The sequence below is a fragment of the Sorangium sp. So ce887 genome (genome assembly GCF_051521455.1).
GTDB lineage: Bacteria > Myxococcota_A > Polyangia > Polyangiales > Polyangiaceae > Sorangium.
In genome coordinates this window covers 6,524,284-6,542,895 of record NZ_CP150354.1, presented here as the reverse complement: position 1 = coordinate 6,542,895, position 18,612 = coordinate 6,524,284, and the positions used below count along the sequence as shown (strand labels likewise).

Annotated in this window: 18 protein-coding genes; 3 read left to right on the top strand and 15 right to left on the bottom strand. The window is 71.0% G+C overall.

Going from position 1 to position 18,612, the window contains the following annotated elements:
* Positions 1-320: 320 nt before the first annotated feature.
* Positions 321-914, bottom strand: coding sequence for a hypothetical protein (locus WMF36_RS24150; protein WP_437475705.1), 594 nt, complete (start codon positions 912-914; stop codon positions 321-323).
* Positions 915-1,441: 527 nt separating this feature from the next.
* On the opposite strand from WMF36_RS24150, the gene WMF36_RS24145 reads away from it, so the two are divergent.
* The 3 genes from WMF36_RS24145 to WMF36_RS24135 all read left to right on the top strand — a co-directional run bounded on the left by WMF36_RS24145 (position 1,442) and on the right by WMF36_RS24135 (position 3,743).
* On the top strand, positions 1,442-1,954 hold the full coding sequence (locus tag WMF36_RS24145) for a GNAT family N-acetyltransferase (protein ID WP_437573093.1): 513 nt from the start codon (positions 1,442-1,444) through the stop codon (positions 1,952-1,954).
* A gap of 112 nt (positions 1,955-2,066) precedes the next feature.
* A complete protein-coding gene (locus WMF36_RS24140; protein ID WP_437573092.1) occupies positions 2,067-2,675 on the top strand; it encodes a TetR family transcriptional regulator in 609 nt (202 codons plus the stop codon).
* A gap of 60 nt (positions 2,676-2,735) precedes the next feature.
* Complete coding sequence (locus WMF36_RS24135) at positions 2,736-3,743, top strand: Rieske 2Fe-2S domain-containing protein (protein ID WP_437573091.1); 1,008 nt, start codon at positions 2,736-2,738, stop codon at positions 3,741-3,743.
* A 66-nt stretch (positions 3,744-3,809) separates the two neighbouring features.
* Here WMF36_RS24135 and WMF36_RS24130 read toward each other — a convergent pair whose 3' ends face one another.
* From WMF36_RS24130 to WMF36_RS24065, 14 genes are all read right to left on the bottom strand, one after another.
* The gene (locus tag WMF36_RS24130) at positions 3,810-4,637 is read right to left on the bottom strand and encodes a ferritin-like domain-containing protein (protein ID WP_437573090.1); all 828 of its coding nucleotides are present in this window, start codon (positions 4,635-4,637) and stop codon (positions 3,810-3,812) included.
* A 164-nt stretch (positions 4,638-4,801) separates the two neighbouring features.
* On the bottom strand, positions 4,802-5,731 hold the full coding sequence (locus WMF36_RS24125) for a hypothetical protein (protein ID WP_437573088.1): 930 nt from the start codon (positions 5,729-5,731) through the stop codon (positions 4,802-4,804).
* Positions 5,732-5,947: 216 nt separating this feature from the next.
* Entirely contained in the window at positions 5,948-6,655 is a 708-nt protein-coding gene (locus tag WMF36_RS24120; protein WP_437573087.1) for a hypothetical protein, read from the bottom strand.
* A 175-nt stretch (positions 6,656-6,830) separates the two neighbouring features.
* Positions 6,831-7,169, bottom strand: coding sequence for a cytochrome C oxidase subunit IV family protein (locus WMF36_RS24115; RefSeq protein ID WP_437573086.1), 339 nt, complete (start codon positions 7,167-7,169; stop codon positions 6,831-6,833).
* Between the two features lie 15 nt (positions 7,170-7,184).
* Positions 7,185-7,850: a cytochrome c oxidase subunit 3 family protein gene (locus tag WMF36_RS24110; protein ID WP_437573085.1), complete on the bottom strand. Its 666-nt coding sequence runs from the start codon at positions 7,848-7,850 to the stop codon at positions 7,185-7,187.
* Positions 7,825-9,483, bottom strand: coding sequence for a cytochrome c oxidase subunit I (locus WMF36_RS24105; RefSeq protein ID WP_437573084.1), 1,659 nt, complete (start codon positions 9,481-9,483; stop codon positions 7,825-7,827). The genes WMF36_RS24110 and WMF36_RS24105 overlap by 26 nt, the downstream gene beginning before the upstream one ends.
* Positions 9,480-10,565, bottom strand: a complete 1,086-nt coding sequence (coxB, locus tag WMF36_RS24100) for a cytochrome c oxidase subunit II (protein ID WP_437573083.1) — start codon at positions 10,563-10,565, stop codon at positions 9,480-9,482. The genes WMF36_RS24105 and coxB overlap by 4 nt, the downstream gene beginning before the upstream one ends.
* The gene (locus WMF36_RS24095; RefSeq protein WP_437573082.1) at positions 10,562-11,398 is read right to left on the bottom strand and encodes an SCO family protein; all 837 of its coding nucleotides are present in this window, start codon (positions 11,396-11,398) and stop codon (positions 10,562-10,564) included. The genes coxB and WMF36_RS24095 overlap by 4 nt, the downstream gene beginning before the upstream one ends.
* Positions 11,398-11,790, bottom strand: a complete 393-nt coding sequence (locus WMF36_RS24090) for a hypothetical protein (RefSeq protein WP_437573081.1) — start codon at positions 11,788-11,790, stop codon at positions 11,398-11,400. The genes WMF36_RS24095 and WMF36_RS24090 overlap by 1 nt, the downstream gene beginning before the upstream one ends.
* On the bottom strand, positions 11,787-12,974 hold the full coding sequence (locus WMF36_RS24085) for a hypothetical protein (protein WP_437573080.1): 1,188 nt from the start codon (positions 12,972-12,974) through the stop codon (positions 11,787-11,789). The genes WMF36_RS24090 and WMF36_RS24085 overlap by 4 nt, the downstream gene beginning before the upstream one ends.
* Positions 12,971-13,612, bottom strand: a complete 642-nt coding sequence (locus WMF36_RS24080; protein ID WP_437573079.1) for a c-type cytochrome — start codon at positions 13,610-13,612, stop codon at positions 12,971-12,973. The genes WMF36_RS24085 and WMF36_RS24080 overlap by 4 nt, the downstream gene beginning before the upstream one ends.
* On the bottom strand, positions 13,609-14,142 hold the full coding sequence (locus WMF36_RS24075) for a DUF3341 domain-containing protein (protein ID WP_437573078.1): 534 nt from the start codon (positions 14,140-14,142) through the stop codon (positions 13,609-13,611). The genes WMF36_RS24080 and WMF36_RS24075 overlap by 4 nt, the downstream gene beginning before the upstream one ends.
* A 1-nt stretch (position 14,143) precedes the next feature.
* Positions 14,144-15,487 carry an NrfD/PsrC family molybdoenzyme membrane anchor subunit gene (nrfD, locus tag WMF36_RS24070; RefSeq protein WP_437573077.1) on the bottom strand — a complete coding sequence of 448 codons (1,344 nt, stop codon included), beginning with the start codon at positions 15,485-15,487 and terminating at the stop codon, positions 14,144-14,146.
* Positions 15,484-18,510, bottom strand: a complete 3,027-nt coding sequence (locus WMF36_RS24065) for a TAT-variant-translocated molybdopterin oxidoreductase (protein ID WP_437573076.1) — start codon at positions 18,508-18,510, stop codon at positions 15,484-15,486. The genes nrfD and WMF36_RS24065 overlap by 4 nt, the downstream gene beginning before the upstream one ends.
* Between the last annotated feature and the right edge of the window lie 102 nt (positions 18,511-18,612).

Genomic DNA, 18,612 nt, shown 5'->3' with positions numbered 1-18,612 from the left:
GTGCGCCGTTCGTCGCGGGTTCAGTGCTGCATCATTCCGCTGCTGCCGCGTGACGGTGCCGCGGCGTTGCGGCGCCGCCGCGTCATGGCGTTGCCGCGTCACGGCGTCGCCGCGAGGCCGCTCGCCTGCCGGTCCGCTGAGCCGGCTCCTGCGCTGGGCGGGCGCGAGCGCCGCGCGCCCGCCGCCAGGATGAGCGGCGGAGGGCGCGCGGCGCGGCGGCGCCGGTGGTGCGGTGGGCGCTCCGGGCTCGGTGGACCCCGAGCGATGACGTCGTCCGACGTTCGCGCTGCGCGCCGCCGCCTCGCCTGGCGCCGCGGCCGTCACAGCCCGGTGTAGATGGTGGCGAAGGAGGCCGCCTCGCCGCGGAGCAGCAGGCTGAGCCGTGGGTTCGGCACCTTGAAGGTGTGAATCTTGGCGTTCCGCACGTCGAGCACCGCGAAGGCGCCGCCCGGCGTGCTCTCGGCGAGGCCGTTCATCAGGAGATTCAGCACGACCGACACCCGCTTGGACGACAGGGGCTCCCCGCGGAAATACATCTTGATCACGTGCGGCGTCCCATCGATGAGGAGCCCGAGCTCCGGATTGACATTGATCTCGAGATCGCCGAGGCGGTACGTCGACGCCGGCGGCTCGAACCACGTCATCTTCGTCGAGGCGAGGAACTTGCGGTATCCATTCACCACCGAGGGGTAGATGCGGCGGCGCCGCTCGTCGTGCTGGGCGGCGAGGAAGCCGTCGAGCACGCTGGTGGGCTTTCCGCTCCTGTGCATGTCGACGATCGCCTCGCGGACCTGCCTGTAAAAGTCCGTGTGGAGCTCATCCTTCCGCTCCTTGAACTCCCTGACGCCGGTCAGCTTGGGCGTCCCGGCCTTGAGAACGAAGTCGACAAAGTACGTGAGCGAGATCTTTTCCATGAAGTCTCCTCCAAAACGAAGCATTCCGGCGCGCCATTTACACGCGTGGCGCGAGAGACACGCCGTCGCGCCGTGTTTTTGATGTCTACCATGGATAGCCACCTTCGACCCGTCCGGAAAGGGATCGATCGGACGGACATTGTCCCAACCTGTCAGGGTCGGACGGCGGGGCCTCTCGCGCATGAAAATCTAACAATTACGTATGGTTGCATGCGCGGAGCGAATGCCGGATCGCCCGTCCGCGCTCGGTTCGGCTAGGCTCTGCGGGAGCCATGACGACAGGAGGCGCGCGCCGCGATGGTAATCGACAGAATCCAGCTGTTGCACCGGGGGATTTCCTGTGGAGAACGCCTGTGGAGAACTGGAGTCCTCGGGACGCTCTCCACGCGTGGCCGCGGTCGGACGTGGTCTGTCACAGCCAGGCGCGCCTTGGCGCTTGACGCTGACCGCGGGCGAGGGATCGCGCCGGAGGCCGCCGGCGGATCGGGCGGATCGGTGGAGACGCGCCGTCGTGGCGAGGTGGGTCGATGATGAACCTCCGGTCCGAGCGGGCGGGGGACGAGGCCGGGATCCGCGCCGTGCACATCGCCGCGTTTCCTTCGGCGCTCGAGGTGGAGCTCGTGGACAGGCTGCGGGACGCGGGGCGCTCCACGGTCTCGCTGGTCGCGGAGATGGAGAGTGCCATCGTCGGACATGTCCTGTTCAGCCCCGTGACGATCGCCGGCGACGGCGCGCCCGGCGGGGGCCTCGGCCTCGCGCCGCTCGCGGTGCTGCCGGAGCTCCATGGCCGCGGCGTGGGCTCCGCGCTGGCGCGACGAGGGCTCGAGGCGTGCAGGGACGCCGGCCATGCGTTCGCCGTCGTGCTCGGCGAGCCGGGGTACTACGCCCGGTTCGGGTTCAAGAAGGCCAGCCTGTACGGCCTCGGCAACGAGTACGCGGTCGACGAGGCGTTCATGGCGATGGAGCTCGCCGAGCGCGCGCTGGAGCGCGCCCGGGGCGTCGTGATCTACAGCCCCGAGTTCGACCTCTTCAAGACCTGACCTCCCGCCGTCCCCGGAAGGACACCGGCCCGCCCGGTCGCCGTCGCCGCCCGGCGCGGCCCGGGCGGCGACCGGGCTTGCAAACATACATCCGTGAATGTATACCCCCTGCGTGCGACGGACGAAGGAGGAAGCGGCGGCGACCCGCGAGCAGATCCTCGACGCGGCGCTGCTCGTCTTCAGCCGCAAGGGGTACTCGGCGGCGACGCTCCAGGACGTCGCCGCGGAGGCCGGGCTGACGCGGGGCGCAGTCTACTGGCACTTCAAGGGGAAGGTGGAGCTCTACTCGGCGCTCGTCGGCGAGCGCTTCGCCAGGGCGAGCGAGGTCCTCGCCGAGGCCCTGTCCCCGAGGTACTCGCCGCTCGAGTCGATCGAGCGCCTGCTCACGCGATCGCTCGAGTACCTGGAGGAAGATCCGGCGTACCGCGCGGTCCTCTCGATCACGCTGTTCAAGACCGAGCTCACGCCCGAGCTCGAGCCGGGGTTCCAGCAGAAGATCGCGAGCGTGCGCCGCCTCGTCGACGTGGTCGCCGACCTCGTGCGCAAGGGGATCGCGGCCGGCCAGATCGACCGCGCCATCGATCCGAAGGCGGCGGCGCTCGCGGCTGTCAGCCTCGTGAACGGCGCGACCGCGCTGCACCTCATGGACCCGAAGACGCTGGGGCCCAGGGCCACCGTGCGCCGCATGGTCGCGACGTTCGTCCGCGGGCTCCGGCGCTGAGACAGGCGCTTTTTTTTGGCAATTTACATACATCCGTGAATGTTTGCTGGAGGTGAGGTCATGTTCCTCAGGGAGTACTGGTATGTTGCGTGCGCGTCCTCGCAGCTCGGGGACGCCCCTCGCGCGGTCCGGGTGCTCGATCAGGACATCGTTGTATTTCGCGGAGGCGGCGGCCGTCCCCGCGCGCTCGCCGATCGCTGCTGCCACCGCGGCGTCAAGCTGTCTCTCGGGCGCGTGAGCCGGGGGGACCTCGCGTGCGGATACCACGGCTGGAGATACGGCGGCGGCGGGGAGTGCGTGCATATCCCGTCGCTCGCGCGGGGCAGGCGCATCCCGGAGAGGTGCGGTGTCCCCGCGTTCCCGTGCGCGGAGCAGGACGGGTATGTGTGGGTCTGGCTCGGCGGCGACCGCGACGGCGCGCCTCCGCCGGTGCCGGGCATCGACGGCTTCGCGGCGCACCGCTGGGACCAGGGCTCGGTGGAGCACGGGTGCGCGTCGGTCAAAGGCCTGGAGAACAACCTCGACTGGTGTCATCCGGCGTTCGCGCACCCGTGGACGCACGGGCAGTTCTACCTCACGCTGCTCCGCGGCCTGCGCGAGGAGCTCGTCGAGATGCGGCCGACCCCCGACGGGATGACGCTGCGCGGGCCGGTCCGCGAGGACGGCGGCGCGGCCGGGAAGCGGTCGCCGCAGACGCTGCTCTCGTTCAAGCTCCCCGACCGCGTCGAGGTCCGCTCGCTGGGCGGGCCCGCGCGCCGGATCGTCCTGCACTTCGTCCCGACCGCGCCCGATCGATGCCGCCTGGAATGGCTGAGCGCGAGGGCGCTGCCCTTCGGGGCGCGCGTGCGCTTTCGCCAGGAAGAGCCGGCGATCCTCCGGCAAGACCGGCTCCTGATGGAGAGCGCGGAGGTGGCCTGCGCGGGCCAGGGCGCCTTCCGCGAGCACCACGTCGAGGCGGACGCGCCCACGCTGCTCCTGCGCCGCATCCTCGAGTGGGCGGCGCGCGGCGAATGGGAGCAGAGACGCGCGAGCCTGCCGGAGCGGCGGGTCCTCCGGGTGAGGGCGTAGCGGGCGCCCGCGCCGGCGCGGGCTCCAGGGCCTCGCGGCGCTGTGTCGGAGGCGGGCGGGGCCGGCTCAGGTGGGCGCGGCGGCCCTGTCGGGCGCGCTCGCCGAGCGGCGCCACGCGGCGGCCGCGTCGAGGCCGTGCTCGCCGAAGCGAGGCACGTAGTCCCGCTCGATGGCACGCTCGAGGATCTCGCCATAACGGGCCACCGGCATCAGGCCCCAGGCGCGGTCGTCGTCCGAGATCGCCGCGCGCCTCGCGCCGCCGGGAGGCATGTAGCTCCTGCGCAGCCGCGTGAACATGGCGTGGAGCTCGCGGTCGACGAGCTGCCTCACCGCCGGCGCGCACGGCAGCTCGAGCAGGTAGCTGAGCAGCGTCCAGCCGAAGTCGCGGTGCCGCACCTCGTCGCGCAGGATGCGGTCGAGCGCCCGGCGCGCGACAGGGACGGTGCACCCCTCGCGGAGCACCTTGAAGAGCGGGACAGCGACCGTCTCTCCGAGACAGAACACCTCGACGCCCGCCCGGGCGACAGCCATCTCGAGCGGATCGTCGCCGCTGCTCTTCAGGCCGAGGGTCTCGCGGCGCAGCGCCGGCAAGGCCCCGCCGCCCGCGAGGGCGTGGACGCGATGGCTCAGGCGCGCATGCGCGAGCTCGTCCTTGACGATGCGCAGGCCGTCGTCGATGAGATCCGGCGACGCGCCCATCTGGATGAGCCAGAGCGTGAGGTGCTGTGTGATCGCCGCCGAGCGGTACTCGGCCTCGACGCGCCGCCCCCACTCGGCGCGCACCGCGTCGCTCGCGGGGGGGAGGGGAGCGCGAGCGACGGGCGATGGCTGCTCGAGCGGCGCCTGCTCCGCGACCGCGGTGCCGTCTTGCTTTGCGTCGGGGGCGTCCGTCATGGGGTCACGCTATGCGCGGGGTCTGGGAGCGGCAAGACAGGAGGCGGAGCGCGCCGGCCGGGGAGCGGCTCACGCCGCCGCAGCCGGAGGCTGGTGCGCGGCCGCAGACCGGCTCACGCCGCCGCGGCGGCCGGGAGGCGGGAGCGCGCCGGCAGCGGAGGAGCTCACCCCCCCGGGGCGGTCGCCCCCGGGGCGGTCGCCGCGGAGGGCGGCGCGCAGACGTTCTTTGTCGACCCGCACGCGGCACAGGTCACCCCGCCGGGAGACGAGGCGACGCAGGGGTTGACGACGACCTCCTGGCAGAGCGTTCCGGCCGGACACGACGCGTCGGCCTCGCACGGCAGGCTCGGGAAGCAGCCCTCCGCGGACAGCGCCGGGGTCCCTGAGCCCTCTGCGCAGCCTGGCACGAGCCACTGACATGCCGGTCCCAGGCCCGCGCATTCGTTCGCGGTGCCGGCCGTGAGGCACAGGTCCGGCGGCGGCGGGTTGCAGAAGATCTCGTGCACCTGCCAGCGCCAGGTGTCGTCTTTCAGGACGCACGCCGCGTCGATCGGCATCGGACCGCAGCCGGTCATCATCTCGTAGCCGCAGGTCCCGCTCCCGCCGTCGCAGGGATCCCCGTTGGCCGGCTTCTCCTCGGGGCACACCGGTGGCGGCGGCGGGTTGCAGGAGACCGCGACCGTCACGGACCACGCGCCGTCCTCGCCGCAGGTCACGATGGTCGGCTCCGGGCAATCGGGAGGGCTGGCATAGGCGCAGCTCGCCCCGAGCTGCCAGCACGCGCTGCCGATCGCCGGCAGCTCGTCCGGGCACTCCGGCGGCGGCGGCGGGTTGCAGGACATCTCGGCCTCCACCTGCCACGCCCCGTCCACGCACCCGTACTCGATGGGGTTGTCGCAGGAGTCGATGTAGTCGCAGGACAGGTCGTCCGCGTCGCAGCTCGATCCCGTTTCCGGAATCACCTCGGGACAGCCGCCGCCCTGCACGGTGGGGTCGCACCCCGGCAGGGCCACGGCGCCCGCGAGCGAGGCCGCCGCGGCGACGGTCACGATGAAGGGAGCCCGGAGCACCTTGCGCTTTTTCTGAATGGCCATGATTCGCTAAGTCCTTTCTGCGGCACAACATGGCGCAAGATCTCGTCCTTGCGCGCTCTGCGGCTCGACCAAGCAAGCGAGGGGCCAGGCCGAGCGGCAGGCGGTGTTCGAGCGCGCCTGGAGAGGGATTCCATGGGAGCGGTAAGATATTGGTGGCATTGATTTTTTTGCCGCGCCCCCCCCTCCCCGCCTCCCCGGGTCCAACCCCGGCTTCACCTACCGGCACGCGCTGATCTGCACGTCGTCGAGGTTCCAGCCGGACATCGGCGCGCCGCCGAAGGCGAGGACGGCGCTGTAGCCGAACCGCACCCGGAGACTCCGGTTCTTGTACGGCGTGAGATCGTACATGACGTTCGACCATGCGGGGTCGGTGACGTCCTCGTGGGGAGATTCGTAGACGATCCTCCAGCGCGCGCCGTCGAAGACCTCGACACGGGCCTTGTTGCGGTAGGTCGTGTTCAGCCAGCGCCAGAAGGACAGCGTGACTCGCCCGCTCACGGCCGCATCGACGGCGGGGCTCGTCAGGTAACGCTGCGGGTGCGAGGCGGTGACGCTCGGGCTGCCGCCGAGGAGCACGCCGGCGACCCCGTTGTCGCCGGACGTCGTGTGATCGGTCGCCGGATCCGGGAACCCTGCGCGCTGGCCGCTGGACGCCCTCGCCGGTCCAAGCTCCCACCCCGGCGCGAGGCTCCACCTGGCCGCGTTGTCGGCGAAGCCCTCGGCGAAGAGGACCCGCGCGGCGCACGGCGCGGCCGGGGCGTCGTTGCCGGGGGCGCCGCGGAACGCCGCCGGAGCGCGCGCCGCCCAGTCCACCACCGGAGACCCGTCCTCCTCCGCGAGCCACGGCGCGTCCGCCGGGCCGGCGGTGCACGCCGCCGCGGCGAGACAGCACGAGACAGCGGCCCGTCCAATCCACCTCTTCATGGTCGCTCCTGCCGAACGTGCAATGCCCCTGGCGCAGGCGCCATTCCGCCGTGCCGTCACGCAGCGCCGAGCGCAGGTGTTTGTAGGACCGAACCGGGGCGGTGGACAGCCCAGTTGAGCGGCGGCCGATGCGGTGAGATCGGCGTCCTGCGTCCTCCGACAGGGCGACCCCGGATCACCGGGGCGGGGCGATGGCCTCGGGCGGCGGAGCCGGCGGGACCGGGCCGCGCGAGATCGTCTCGCGCGTCGCCACGTCGGCGATCATCAGCGTGAGCAGCAGGCCGAGGAGGAGGGCCGACACGATCATGGGCAGGGCGTTCGCGAAGCGCTGCTCGATGAGGTGCATGAAGAACAGGAGCACGAGCACCGTCTTCGCCGTGGCGATGAGCAGCGCCGCGACGACGTCGGCCCGGCCGAGGTGGGCGAGCGAGAGGAGGTACGAGGCCAGCGTGAGCGCCATCAGGACGAGCCAGACGATCACGTAGGTCCGCGAGGAGAGGTGCTTGACGATCATGAGCGCTACATGCCGTTAGCGGTGCATCAGGTAGAGCATCGGCCAGAGGAAGATCCAGATCACGTCGACGAGGTGCCAGTAGAGCCCGCCGAGCTCGACGTGCGTCTCGTTGCCCGCGCCGTACCGGCGCCGGAAGCACCCCCACGCGAGCCAGCCGAGGACCACGAGCCCCGCCGTGACGTGGATGGCGTGGAGCCCGGTCGTCAGGTAATAGAGCGTGAAGAACACGTTCGCGCCCGGCTGCGGGAGCGCCTCGAAGCGGTAGGCGGCGCCGGGGAAGATGCCCTCGTGGAAGTGGTGCGTGTACTCGACGCCCTTCAGCGCGAGGAAGGCGAGGCCGAGCGCGATGGCGCCGAGCAGGAGGCGGCCGGCCCTCACCGGCTGATCGAGGCGCACGGCATAGACGCTCAGCGCGACGAGGAGGCTGCTCGTCAGGAGGATCGCCGTGTTCGCCGTGCCGATGGTGGCGTTGTTGTGCGCGACGCCGGCGGTGAACTCGGCGCCGAAGACCGCGCGGTAGGCGGCATACAGGGCGAAGAGCCCGCCGAAGAGGAGGATCTCGCTGGCGAGGAAGATCCACATCCCGAAGTGCGCGGCGTGGGTCTGCTTCTCGAGATCCTCGAACTGCATGGCGAGCCGCGCCGGGGCGAGCGGCTCAGCGGGCGGCTGAGATTCGGGCATGGGCCTCCTCGTCGGTCAGGTGGTAGTCGTACGGGCCGCGCTCGATGATCGGGGTCACAGGGAAGTTGTGCGCCGGTGGGATGGGCGGCGTCTCCCACTCGTAGCTGCGGGACCTCCATGGATTGGCCGCAGCGCGCGGCCCCCAGCGCATGGCGATGAGGAGGTTCACCAGCGAGAGCACGAGCGCGCCCGCGAGCAGGTAGGCGCCGCCGGTCGAGATGACGTTCAGCCACTGGTACTCCTCCGGGTAGCTGTAATAACGGCGCGGCATCCCGGCGTTGCCCAGCAAGAACTGCGGGAGGAACGTCAGGATGAACCCCAGAAACATACCGAATGAGCTGAGCAGCCCCATCGGCTCGGAGTACATGCGGCCGAACATCTTGGGGAACCAGTAGTGCGCGGCCGCGAGGAACGCGGTGATCGTGCCGCCCACCATGATGAAATGGAAATGGGCCACGACGAAGTAGGTGTCGTGCCAGTGGACGTCGAGCGACTGCGTCGCGACGGCGACGCCGGTCATGCCGCCGAAGACGAAGAGGAACAGAAACCAGAAGAAATAGAGCATCGGGGTGTTGAAATGGATGGCCCCCTTCTGCAGCGTGGCCACCCAGGTGAAGACCTTGATGGCAGAGAAGATCGCGACGAACATCGAGAGCGCGCCGAAGATCCCGGCGTCGAGCTCGCTCATCCCGGCCACGAACATGTGGTGCCCCCAGCCGGTGAACCCGATGAAGGCGATGCCGAGCGACGAGATGGCGATCGCCCAGTAGGACGCCGGGTGCCGCTGCGAGAAGGTGCAGACCACGTCGCTGATGACCCCGAGCGCCGGGAGCACCATGATGTAGACGGCCGGGTGGGAGTAGAACCAGAACAGGTGCTGGAACAGCACGGGATCTCCGCCCAGCGTCGGGTCGAAGATGCCGAAATGATAGATGTGGTCCAGCCCGACGAGCAGGATCGTCAGGCCGAGGACGGGCGTCGCGAGCAGGATGATGATGCTCGTGCTGTAGATGGCCCACGTGAAGAGCGGCAGGCGGCCCCAGCCGAGCCCTCTGGCGCGCATCGTGTGCGTCGTGGCGATGAAGTTCACCGCCGTCATGATCGACGAGATGCCGAGGATGAAGATGCCGATCACGACCGGCATGACGGCCGTGGGCGTGGTCGTGCTGTACGGCGGGTAGAACGTCCACCCGGTGTCCGCGCCCCCGAAGATCGCCGCCGCCAGCGTGACCACGGCGCCGATCGCGTAGAAGTAGAGGCTCGCCAGGTTGAGGCGCGGGAAGGCGAGGTCCTTGGCGCCGATCTGGAGCGGGAGGACGAAGTTCCCGAAGATGTTCGGGATCGACGGGATCATGAAGAGCCAGACCATGACCACGCCGTGGAGCGTGAACATGCGGTTGTAGGTCGACGCGTCGATCACGGTGGGCCCGGGGGTCAGGAGCTCTGTCCGGAGGACGAGCGCGAAGGCGCCGCCGAGCATGAGCATCGGCACCACGAGCGCGTAGAACATGAGCCCGATGCGCTTGTGATCGGTCGTGAGCAGCCACGACCGCACGCCGACGCCGGCGCGGAGGTAATCGAGCTCGTGCGAGCCGTGAACGGGCGCTGTCCCCTCGACCTCATGGGCCATCATCGCGTCATCCCTCCCGGCGCGGGGGCGCCGCCCCCGCTGACTCCGCCGTCCCACGGCACCACGGCACCCCGGGGCACGTCGCGGATCGATTTGATGAGCTCGATCATCGCGGCGATGTCGGGCGGCGTGATCTGCCCCAGATACGACGGCATGACCGGCGGGAAGCCGCGGTGCATGACGGCGAGCGGATCCATGATCGACTCGGTGATGTAGGCCTCGTCGGCGATGCGCTCGCCGCCGTCCTCGAGCGGCACGACGGCGCGGTAGAGCCCGGCCCAGGTGGGGCCGACGTGCGGCGTGCCGTCGAGGGTGTGGCAGCGGAGGCAGCCGTGCCGCGCGGCGGCGCGCTCGCCGCGGACGGGCATCGCCGGCTCCGCCGCGGCGAGCTCGGCGTCGTCGGCGGCCGCCTGCGCGAACGCCGGGGTGCTCGCCGCGCCGCCCGCGAGCCAGCGCTCGTAGTCGTCCGGCTCGAGCGCGATCACCTGGCCGCGCATCTCCGAGTGGCTCGTGCCGCAGTACTCGGTGCAGAGGATGGGGTACGCGCCGGGCGCGCTCGCCTCGAACCAGGCCGTTGTATACCGGCCCGGGAGGACGTCCTGCTTGATGCGGAACGCGGGCACGAAGAAGCTGTGGATGACGTCGCGCGACGTCATGACGAGCCTCACCGGCCTGCGCGCAGGGACGTAGAGCACCGAGATCATGCTCTCTCCCTCCGGCGTGCTGAACTTCCACATCCACTGCTTGGCCGTGACATAGACGTCGAGCGCGTCGTCCGGCGGCGTGCGCAGGTCGACGAACTGGCGCGTGCCGATGTTCCAGAAGGTGAGGAACACGAAGCCGAGGCCGAAGAGCCCCGCCGTCTCCAGGAGGAGCGCCGGCCGCGCGAGGACCCCGGCGTACGGCCGCGAGGTGTCCTGGACCCGCCGGCGATAACGGATCAGGAAATACCCGCCGATCAGCGTGATCAGGGCGGCGCCGCCCATCGTCACGAGGATGACGAAGTAGTGCAGCCCGTCGATCTCGCGGGCCAGCGAGGAGCGCTGCTCGGGCAGGAAGAGCAGCTGGCGCAGGAGCTCGTTCATCGCGCGCCCTCCCGCCGCCTGCGCCGCCACCCTTGCCACCCGAAAAAGGCGAGCATCGTGGCGACCCAGGTCAGGATGGCGGCCGCGCCGATCCGCAGGAAGCCGGCCACGTAAGGGCCATAGCGGCGGCTCGCGGGGTCGTAGCGATAACACGTCATGAGGACGCGATCGAAGGAGGTGCCGACCTGCCCGCGGCTGGCCTCGAGGAGCGCGAGCCGGAGGTCGAGGGCGGAGAACTCGATGCCATAGAGATAGCGGGAGATGCGGCCGTCCGGCGTGAGCACGAAGACCGCCGCGGGGTGCGCGTACTGCTCGGTCCGCGGGTCGTACGCGAACCGGAAGCCGAGATCGCCGGCGAGCGCGCGGATCTCGGGCAGCTCGCCGGTGAGGAACGGCCAGGTCTCCCGCTCCGGCGCGCCCGCCATGCCCAGCGCCGACAGGGCGGCGCCGCGCTTCCGCACCGCCGACTCCTGGGTATCCCGCGGATCGAAGCTCACCGTGACGGCGCGGTACTGGTCGCCGAGCCGGTAATCGAGCTTCGCCATGCCGGCGACGAGGCCGCGCAGCACGAGGCCGCAGAGCGTCGGGCAGCGGTAATAGGCGAGGACGACGAGGACCGGCCGCCGCCCGTCGAAGTGCTCGGCGAGCGGCGCGCGCCGCCCGTCCATGTCCGTGAACTGGAGCGCCTTGTCGACCGCGCCCCCGAGGCGCTCCTCGATGTCGGCCTCGCGCGCGGCGGGCGGGAGCGACGGCGGATCCGCGGCGGCGGCGAGCGGCGCGCGCGTGAACACGAGCGAGAGGAGCGCGGCGGCGGACACGGGATGCATCCTCATCAGCGGCTCTCCTCAACGACGAGGTTCATCGCGTCCTCGATCGGGATCTGCACGATCCCGCGGCCCTGATCGGCCCAGCCGAAGCGGCCGAGCTCCTCGAGCTTCCTGCGGTTCAGCATCGTGCCGAGCCCCTCCTCGCCGACGGCCCGGCGCTGGAAGATCCGCTGATCCACCCCGGCCACCACGCCGCGCGGCGTGAAGCCCTCCCGGGCGCGCTCCAGCGTCCTGCCCGCGGGGCGGAGCTCCGCCTCGCGCTCGCGCAGGATCATCCTCGACCAGATGCCCAGGATGAAGAAGATCACGACGACGGCGAACGCGACGGCGAGGATCCTCCGCCAGGGGAGGAGATCCTCTTCCTGGCGCACGTCGGGACGGCGGTAGTGGGACGTCATAGGCTCTCGTAACGGAAGGCGGCCGGCAGGGCCGGGTCGTTGATGGGGGCGAGCGGCTTGCCGCGCAGGCGCAGCGCGACGAACGCGACGCACGGGCCGACCACGGCGAGGAGCGCCGCGAGATCGAGCCAGTGGAGCGGCGCGCGCGCGCCGGGGGCCTCGGGCACGACGAGCCAGTGCATGTCGAGGTAATGCGCGACGAGGATCCAGAGGGCGACGGCCGACAGCCAGGCTGGCCGCCGCTTGATCCCGTAATTGAGCAGGATCGCGAACGGGATCACGAACCGCGCGAGCACGAGGACGAGGGTCGCGGTCCCCCACGGGCCGTGCGAGCGGAGCAGGTAGAACTCCACCTCTTCGGGCTTGTTCGCGATCCAGATCAGCATGAACTGGAAGAAGGCGGCGTAGGCCCAGAAGATGGTGAACGCGAGCAGCAGCCGGCCGAGGGCGTAGTAGTGCGACGTGCGGAGCCCGGGCAGGAACCCGGCGCGCTCGGCGGCGAACGCGAGCACCGTGAGCAGCGCTATCGCCGCGACGAAGCCGCCGGCGAACACGTAGACAGGGAACATCGTCGAGACCCACGTCGGCGCGAGGGACATGAGCCAGTCGAACGAGGCGAACGAGAGCGTGAGCGCGACGAGCGGGAGGCCGGCGATGCTGATCGTGCGGAGCCGCCCGCCGCCCGCGAGCGCCGGGCTCGCGTCGCCCCGGAGCGAGCCGCGCAGGAGCAGGGCGCCGAAGGCGAGCCACACGGCGAAGTAGATCCCCGTCCTGATGAGGAAGAAGGGGAGGTTCAGGTAGGGTTGCTTGTGGACCACGACCGCCCGGACGTGCTCGTCGCCGATCGACTCGGGGTGGAGCCACTCGCCGTACAGCGCGTCCAGCCCGAACAGGAGCGGGATGAACAGCGCGGCGAGGAGAGGCAGCGCGCCGACGATCGCCTCGGCGAGGCGCCGGACGGCCACCGGCCATGTCGCGCTCATGGCGTGGCAGATCATGAGAAAGAGGAGCGCGCCGACCACCGTGGTCACGGCGTAGGTGTACGCCGCGAGGTACGCGTAGAAGAGCCGCTCGCGGTCCACGAACGCGCCGACGACGAGCAGCGCGGCGCCGACGAGCGCGAGGCCGACGGACCGCGTCACGATCGCGCGGCCGCCCCGGTAGACCGGGATACGAAACGTCACGGGAGCTCCTTCCGGGCGCGCTCGCGGAGGGGTGGAGGGAGCGCGTCGAGCGCGGCGGCGCGGCTCCTCCCGAGCGCCTTCACATAGGCCACGATCGCCCAGCGCTCGCGGAGCGGGATGTTCGCCTCGTAAGAGCGCATGAGCCCGTAGCCCTCGACGATGACCTGGTAGACGCGGCCCGGCGGGAACGCCTGCACGCGCGGGTCGACGAGCGACGGCGGGCGGCGCTGCGTCATGTTGCGCGCGACCTCCGACTCGCCATCTCCGGCGATCCCGTGGCAGGCGGCGCAGAAGATCTCGTAACGCCCCTGGCCGTACCGGAGCAGCTCGATCGTCACCGGGACCGGGACGCGCGCCACGTACGCTCCGCCCGCGGCGCCCGTGACACCCCGCGTGAGCCCGGGATCGCCGGTCACGCGATCGTTCGGCACGGTGCCCTCGGGCGGGCGGCGCATGACCGCGCCGTCGTGGAAGAGCTCCGATGCCTGGTAGGGGGCGTAGCGATGCTGTCGGATCATGCGCTCGAGATCCAGCGTGTCGCCCTCGCCGGGCTCGGGGCCTTCGGAGGTCACAGGGGTGCACGCGAGGCAGAGCGCCGCGGTCACCGAGGAGAGCGAGAGGAGCCGCCCGCGCTTCATGAGCGCGCCCCTCCGGCCCAGGCGACGGTGATCGCGCCGAGATCGGTGAGATCGCGCTCGGCGAGGGGGCTGATGAGCGCCGGGTCGCGGGCGTCGATGCCGATCCAGAACCTGTCGATGGTGGCGCGCTCGAACCCGGGGACGTCGAACAACGGGCTCCAGAGCTCGGGCAGCCGCGCGAGGAAGAGCATCACGACGAACCCGGCGAGGGCGCTCGCGAGCACCATCATCTCGAAGGTGATCGGCACGAAGGCCGGGGCCGCGTGCGCCGGCCGCCCGCCGACGTTGAGCGGGTAGGCGTACGCGCTATTGTGCCACTGGACGAGGTAGCCGCCCGCGGCGCCCGCGATCGCGAAGGGCAGGACGATCCACGTGAGCGGCGAGCGGCCGAGGCCGAGCGCGGCGTCGACGCCGTGGATCGGGTACGGCGTGAACGCGTCGAGCCGCCGGTAGCCGCGGCTCCTGAGCTCCGCGATCGCCAGGAGCATCGCCTCGGGCGTCTCGAACTCGGCGAGCAGTCCTCTCTTCATCTCAGTGCTCCTCCTTGCCGAGCTCGCGGTTCAGCTCCTTGACCTCGGCCACGGGGATGAACGGGAACAGGCGCAGGAAGATCAGGAAGAGCAGCAGGAAGAAGCTGATCGTCCCGGCGAACATCGAGACATCGACCCACGTCGGGCCGTAGGCGTGCCACCCGGACGGGATGAACTCGCGCTGCAGCGACAGGACGATGATCACGAACCGCTCGGACCACATCCCGACGTTCACGAGGATCGAGATGATCCAGAGCAGGACCATGTTGCTCCGGACCCGCGAGGACCAGAGCAGCTGGGGGACGACCACGTTGCAGACCATCTGCGCCCAGAACACCGCGGCGCCCGGCCCCGTGGGGCGCGCGACGAAGAACTGATGGATCTCGTACTCCGATCCGCTGTACCAGGCGGCGAAGAACTCGATGATGTAGGCGTAGGTGACGATCAACGCGGTGACGAGCGTCAGCTTGCTCAGGTTGTCGATGTGCCGCTGGGTGACCACGTTCCCGAGGTGGAAGATGCGGCGCGCCGGGATGAGCAGCGTCAGCACCATCGCGAAGCCGGAGAAGATGGCCCCGGCGACGAAGAACGGGGGGAAGATGGTCGCGTGCCAGCCCGGGACGAGCGCCATGGCGAAATCGGTGCTCACGATCGAGTGCACCGAGACCACGAGCGGCGTCGCGAGCCCGGCGAGCAGCCCGTAGAGGAGCCGGTAGTGGCGGTAGGCGCGCGCGGAGCCGCGCCAGCCGAGCGACAGGATGCCGTAGACGACGCGGCGGCCCCGGCCGGGCGCCCTGTCGCGGAGGGACGCGAAGTCGGGGACGAGCCCGACGTACCAGAAGACGAGAGAGACAGTGAAGTACGTGAAGATGGCCGCGGCGTCCCACGGCAATGCGCTCTTGTACTGGGGCCAGGTCTGGAGCGTGGAGGGGTAGGGGACGAGCCAGTAGGCGAACCACGGCCGGCCGAGGTGCAGGAGCGGATAGAGGCCCGCCTGGATGACGGCGAAGAGCGTCATCGCCTCGGCGAACCGGTTGATGCTCGTGCGCCAGCGCTGCTCGAGGAGGAGCAAGATCGCCGAGATGAACGTCCCCGCGTGGCCGATGCCGACCCAGAACACGAAGTTGATGATCCCGAACGCCCAGCCGACCGGGATGTTGTTGCCCCAGACCCCGATCCCGGTGGTGATGGTGTAGATGACGGAGATCGCGAGCACGACCGTCCCGGCCCCGGTGAGGGCGAACGCCGCCCACCACAGCCTGGAGCGCGGCTTCCAGACGACCGACAGGAGCTCTTCGGAGAGCGTCTCGTCGGTGGGCCGCCCGAGGAGGAGAGGCTGCGTCACGGCTCGTCGAGCTCCGGGTTCCTGTTGTCGATGCGCGCGAGGTAGATGTTCCTCGGCCGGGTGCCCTGGTCGTGCAGCACCGCATAGCTCCGCGGCTCGCTCCGCCACGCGACCATCGGCGTCCCCTCGTGATCGAGCGAGCCGAACTGGATCGCCCGCGTGGGACAGGCCTGCTGGCAGGCGGTGACGACCTCCCCCGGGCGGATCCCGCGCTGCTCGACGCGCGCGGCGATCTCGGCGCGGCGGATCCGCTGGACGCAGTACGTGCACTTCTCCATGACGCCGCGCTCCCGCACGGTGACGTCGGGGTTGCGCTGGAGCTTCGCGAGCCCGCCGTTGTACGCGTGGAGCTCGGTATAATCGAACCAGTTGAAGCGGCGGACCTTGTAGGGGCAGTTGTTCGAGCAGAACCGCGTCCCGACGCAACGGTTGTAGGTCATCTCGTTGAGGCCGTCGGGGCTGTGCGTCGTCGCGTTGACGGGGCACACGTATTCACACGGCGCCTTCTCGCAGTGCTGGCACAGCATGGGCTGGTGGACGACGCCCGGGTCGCGTGGGTCGCCCGCGTAATAGGTGTCGATGCGGAGCCAGTGCATCTCGCGGCTGTTCAGCACCTCGTCCTTGCCCACCACGAGGACGTTGTTCTCGGCCTGGCACGCGACGACGCACGCGCTGCAGCCGGTGCAGATCGTGAGATCGATCGTCATGGCCCATTGCCCGAGCGGCGTCCCGGGGGCGGGCACCTCGGGCAGGAGCGACGGCTGCGGCCCCTTGAGCGCCTCCGTGAAGTCGGGGTGCTCGCGGTAGACGGCGAGCGGGACCGAGAGCGCGATCGGGCGCCCCTGCAGGCGAAAGTGCGTCTGCGTCAGGGCGAGCCGGTGCTTCTGATCCGGCCGCTTCCGCACCGAGACGCCCGCCGCGAAGAACGGCGCGTCCGCGGTGCGGAGCCGGTACGCGTCGGTCCCCACCCCGGCGGCGATCGACTCGGCGCCGCTCCGCCCATAGCCGAGCGAGAGCGACACCGTCCCGTCGGCGTGCCCCGGCGCGACGAGGACCGGTATCGAGATCGTTCGCCCTCCGAGGACGAGATCGACCACATCCTCGCTCTCGACGCCGAGCGCCCTGGCCGTCTCCGGGCTGAGCAGCGCGGCGTTGTCCCAGGTGAGCTTGGTGACGGGATCCGGCAGCTCGAGCAGCCACGGGTTGTTGGCGAACCGGCCGTCATAGACGTTCGAGTCGGTCGAGAAGGCGACCTCGATGGCCTCCGCCGGCGCCGGGACCGCCGCCGCGAGCTGCCCGAGCGCCGCGATCACCCCGTCGACCCGCAGCGCGGCGCTCTCGCGCGGCGCCGCGGTGCCCTCGACGAGCCCGCGCCGGAGCGCCTCCTCCCAGAACGCCTCGAAATCGGCGCCGCCCCGCCGCGCCGTCCAGGCGTCGCGCAGGAGCTCGCGCGCGCCCCGGCGCGGCTCGCCGGCGAACACCGCGAGCACCTCGGAGGCGGTCCTGCCGTTGAAGAGCGGCTCGATGAGCGGCTGGACCAGCGAGATCGTGCCGTCGTAGGCGCGGGCGTCTCCCCAGGCCTCGAGCTCGTGCGCGGCGGGCACGAACCAGTCGCAGGCGGCCGCAGTCTCGTCCTCGTAGAGCCCGAGATAGACGCGGTTCGGGACGGCGCGGAGCAGCGCTGCGAGCTCGAGATCCGCGGGCGCCGTATAGGCCACGTTGTTCTCGAGGATCACCACCGTATCGACGACGCCGCGCCGGATCTCGTCGGCGAGCGCGGCGAGCTCCTGCTCCGCGGCGCCGGCCGAGATCAAGGTCGCCCCGGTGACCCACGCCGCGCGGTCGTTGCGGAGCGCCGTGTTCATGACGTGCGCGAGCGCGTGGACCTGGGGCGGCTGCCGCTCCCCCACGACGACGACGCTCGCCGCGGCGCCGCGGGCGAGGTCGCGCGCGAGCGCCCGGACGAACGGCTTCTCCTCCTCGCGCACGTGCGCCCGCAGCGGCTCGAGCGCGCCGAGCGTCTGAGAGGGGATGGCCCCCGGGCGCGCGCCCTGCGCGAGGAGCAGCTCCGCCGCGATCGCCGCGGCGAGCGCCGGCATCTCGCTCGGGCGCTTGCGCAGGCGGTGATCGGCCATGCTCCCGGTCGGGCTCAGCCCGGGCTCGACGACGTAGAGACGGTTCATGGTGCCCGTCGGCGAGCCGAGGCGCCGGCGCTCCGAGAACTGGCGCGCATACGGCACGCTGAACGGCATCGACGCGAGGAAGTCGGCGTCGAGCGCGAGGATGACGTCCGCCGTCCGGAAGTCGTACTGCGCCTGGAGCGGAGCGCCGAAGGCGAGCTCGGCCCCGCGCGCCGGGTGCGAGGACCGGGCGGGCGCGTAGAACGTGAACCGCGCGGCCGGATGGCGCGCCTGGATGCGCCCGATGAGGTCGAGGACGAGCGGGGAGCCGGTCGGCCGGAGGACGAACCGCAGCCCGGCGCCGCGGTCGCTCCGCTCGCCCCCGAGCTGCTCGACGAACGCCTGCCACGTCGCCGGGGCGGCGCCGCGCCGCGCCGCGCGCGCCCGGTGCTGATCGTAGAGGCCGAGCACCGACGCCTGCTCGTAGACGCCGGTCGAGCCGAGGCTCGCCGGGTGCTCCGGGTTGCCCTCGACCTTCGTCGGCCGCCCCTCGTGGTTCTCGACGAGGATGCCTGTGGCGAACCCGTCGAGCTCCAGGCTTGTGGCGTAGTACCGGAGGACGCCCGGCGTCACCTCCGGCGGCGTCGTCACATAGGGGACGATCTTGTCCGCGGGCCTCGAGTTGCACCCGGAGACGCCTGCGAGCGCCATGCTCGCGCCGAGGAGCTTGAGCCAGCCCCGCCGGCTCACCGCGCCCGGGCCGCCCTCGCCTCCGGGGAGCTCCCGCGCGGCGGCCTCGCGGAGCTCCGGCGACTCGAGGAGCTCCGCGAGGCCGCGCCAGTACGCCTTGCCCGTCTTGCCGTCGAGCGCCGCGCTCCAGGGGGTCTGTCTCTGATCAGCCATCATCCCTCTTCAGGTCATCGGTGGATCGACGCCGCCGCCTCGACTGCTCTCCGCGGCTCGCCGCACGCCCGTCGTCTTCTTCTTGTCCCCGTCCCCGCCTGC

Bases quoted from the DNA above. Each gene is read 5' to 3' on its own strand.
- WMF36_RS24150 (WP_437475705.1), bottom strand. From the start codon at position 914: ATGGAAAAGATCTCGCTCACGTACTTTGTCGACTTCGTTCTCAAGGCC.
- WMF36_RS24145 (WP_437573093.1), top strand. From the start codon at position 1,442: ATGATGAACCTCCGGTCCGAGCGGGCGGGGGACGAGGCCGGGATCCGC.
- WMF36_RS24135 (WP_437573091.1), top strand. From the start codon at position 2,736: ATGTTCCTCAGGGAGTACTGGTATGTTGCGTGCGCGTCCTCGCAGCTC.
- WMF36_RS24130 (WP_437573090.1), bottom strand. From the start codon at position 4,637: ATGACGGACGCCCCCGACGCAAAGCAAGACGGCACCGCGGTCGCGGAG.
- WMF36_RS24125 (WP_437573088.1), bottom strand. From the start codon at position 5,731: ATGGCCATTCAGAAAAAGCGCAAGGTGCTCCGGGCTCCCTTCATCGTG.
- WMF36_RS24120 (WP_437573087.1), bottom strand. From the start codon at position 6,655: ATGAAGAGGTGGATTGGACGGGCCGCTGTCTCGTGCTGTCTCGCCGCG.
- WMF36_RS24115 (WP_437573086.1), bottom strand. From the start codon at position 7,169: ATGATCGTCAAGCACCTCTCCTCGCGGACCTACGTGATCGTCTGGCTC.
- WMF36_RS24110 (WP_437573085.1), bottom strand. From the start codon at position 7,850: ATGCCCGAATCTCAGCCGCCCGCTGAGCCGCTCGCCCCGGCGCGGCTC.
- WMF36_RS24105 (WP_437573084.1), bottom strand. From the start codon at position 9,483: ATGATGGCCCATGAGGTCGAGGGGACAGCGCCCGTTCACGGCTCGCAC.
- coxB (WP_437573083.1), bottom strand. From the start codon at position 10,565: ATGAACGAGCTCCTGCGCCAGCTGCTCTTCCTGCCCGAGCAGCGCTCC.
- WMF36_RS24095 (WP_437573082.1), bottom strand. From the start codon at position 11,398: ATGAGGATGCATCCCGTGTCCGCCGCCGCGCTCCTCTCGCTCGTGTTC.
- WMF36_RS24090 (WP_437573081.1), bottom strand. From the start codon at position 11,790: ATGACGTCCCACTACCGCCGTCCCGACGTGCGCCAGGAAGAGGATCTC.
- WMF36_RS24080 (WP_437573079.1), bottom strand. From the start codon at position 13,612: ATGAAGCGCGGGCGGCTCCTCTCGCTCTCCTCGGTGACCGCGGCGCTC.
- WMF36_RS24075 (WP_437573078.1), bottom strand. From the start codon at position 14,142: ATGAAGAGAGGACTGCTCGCCGAGTTCGAGACGCCCGAGGCGATGCTC.
- WMF36_RS24065 (WP_437573076.1), bottom strand. From the start codon at position 18,510: ATGGCTGATCAGAGACAGACCCCCTGGAGCGCGGCGCTCGACGGCAAG.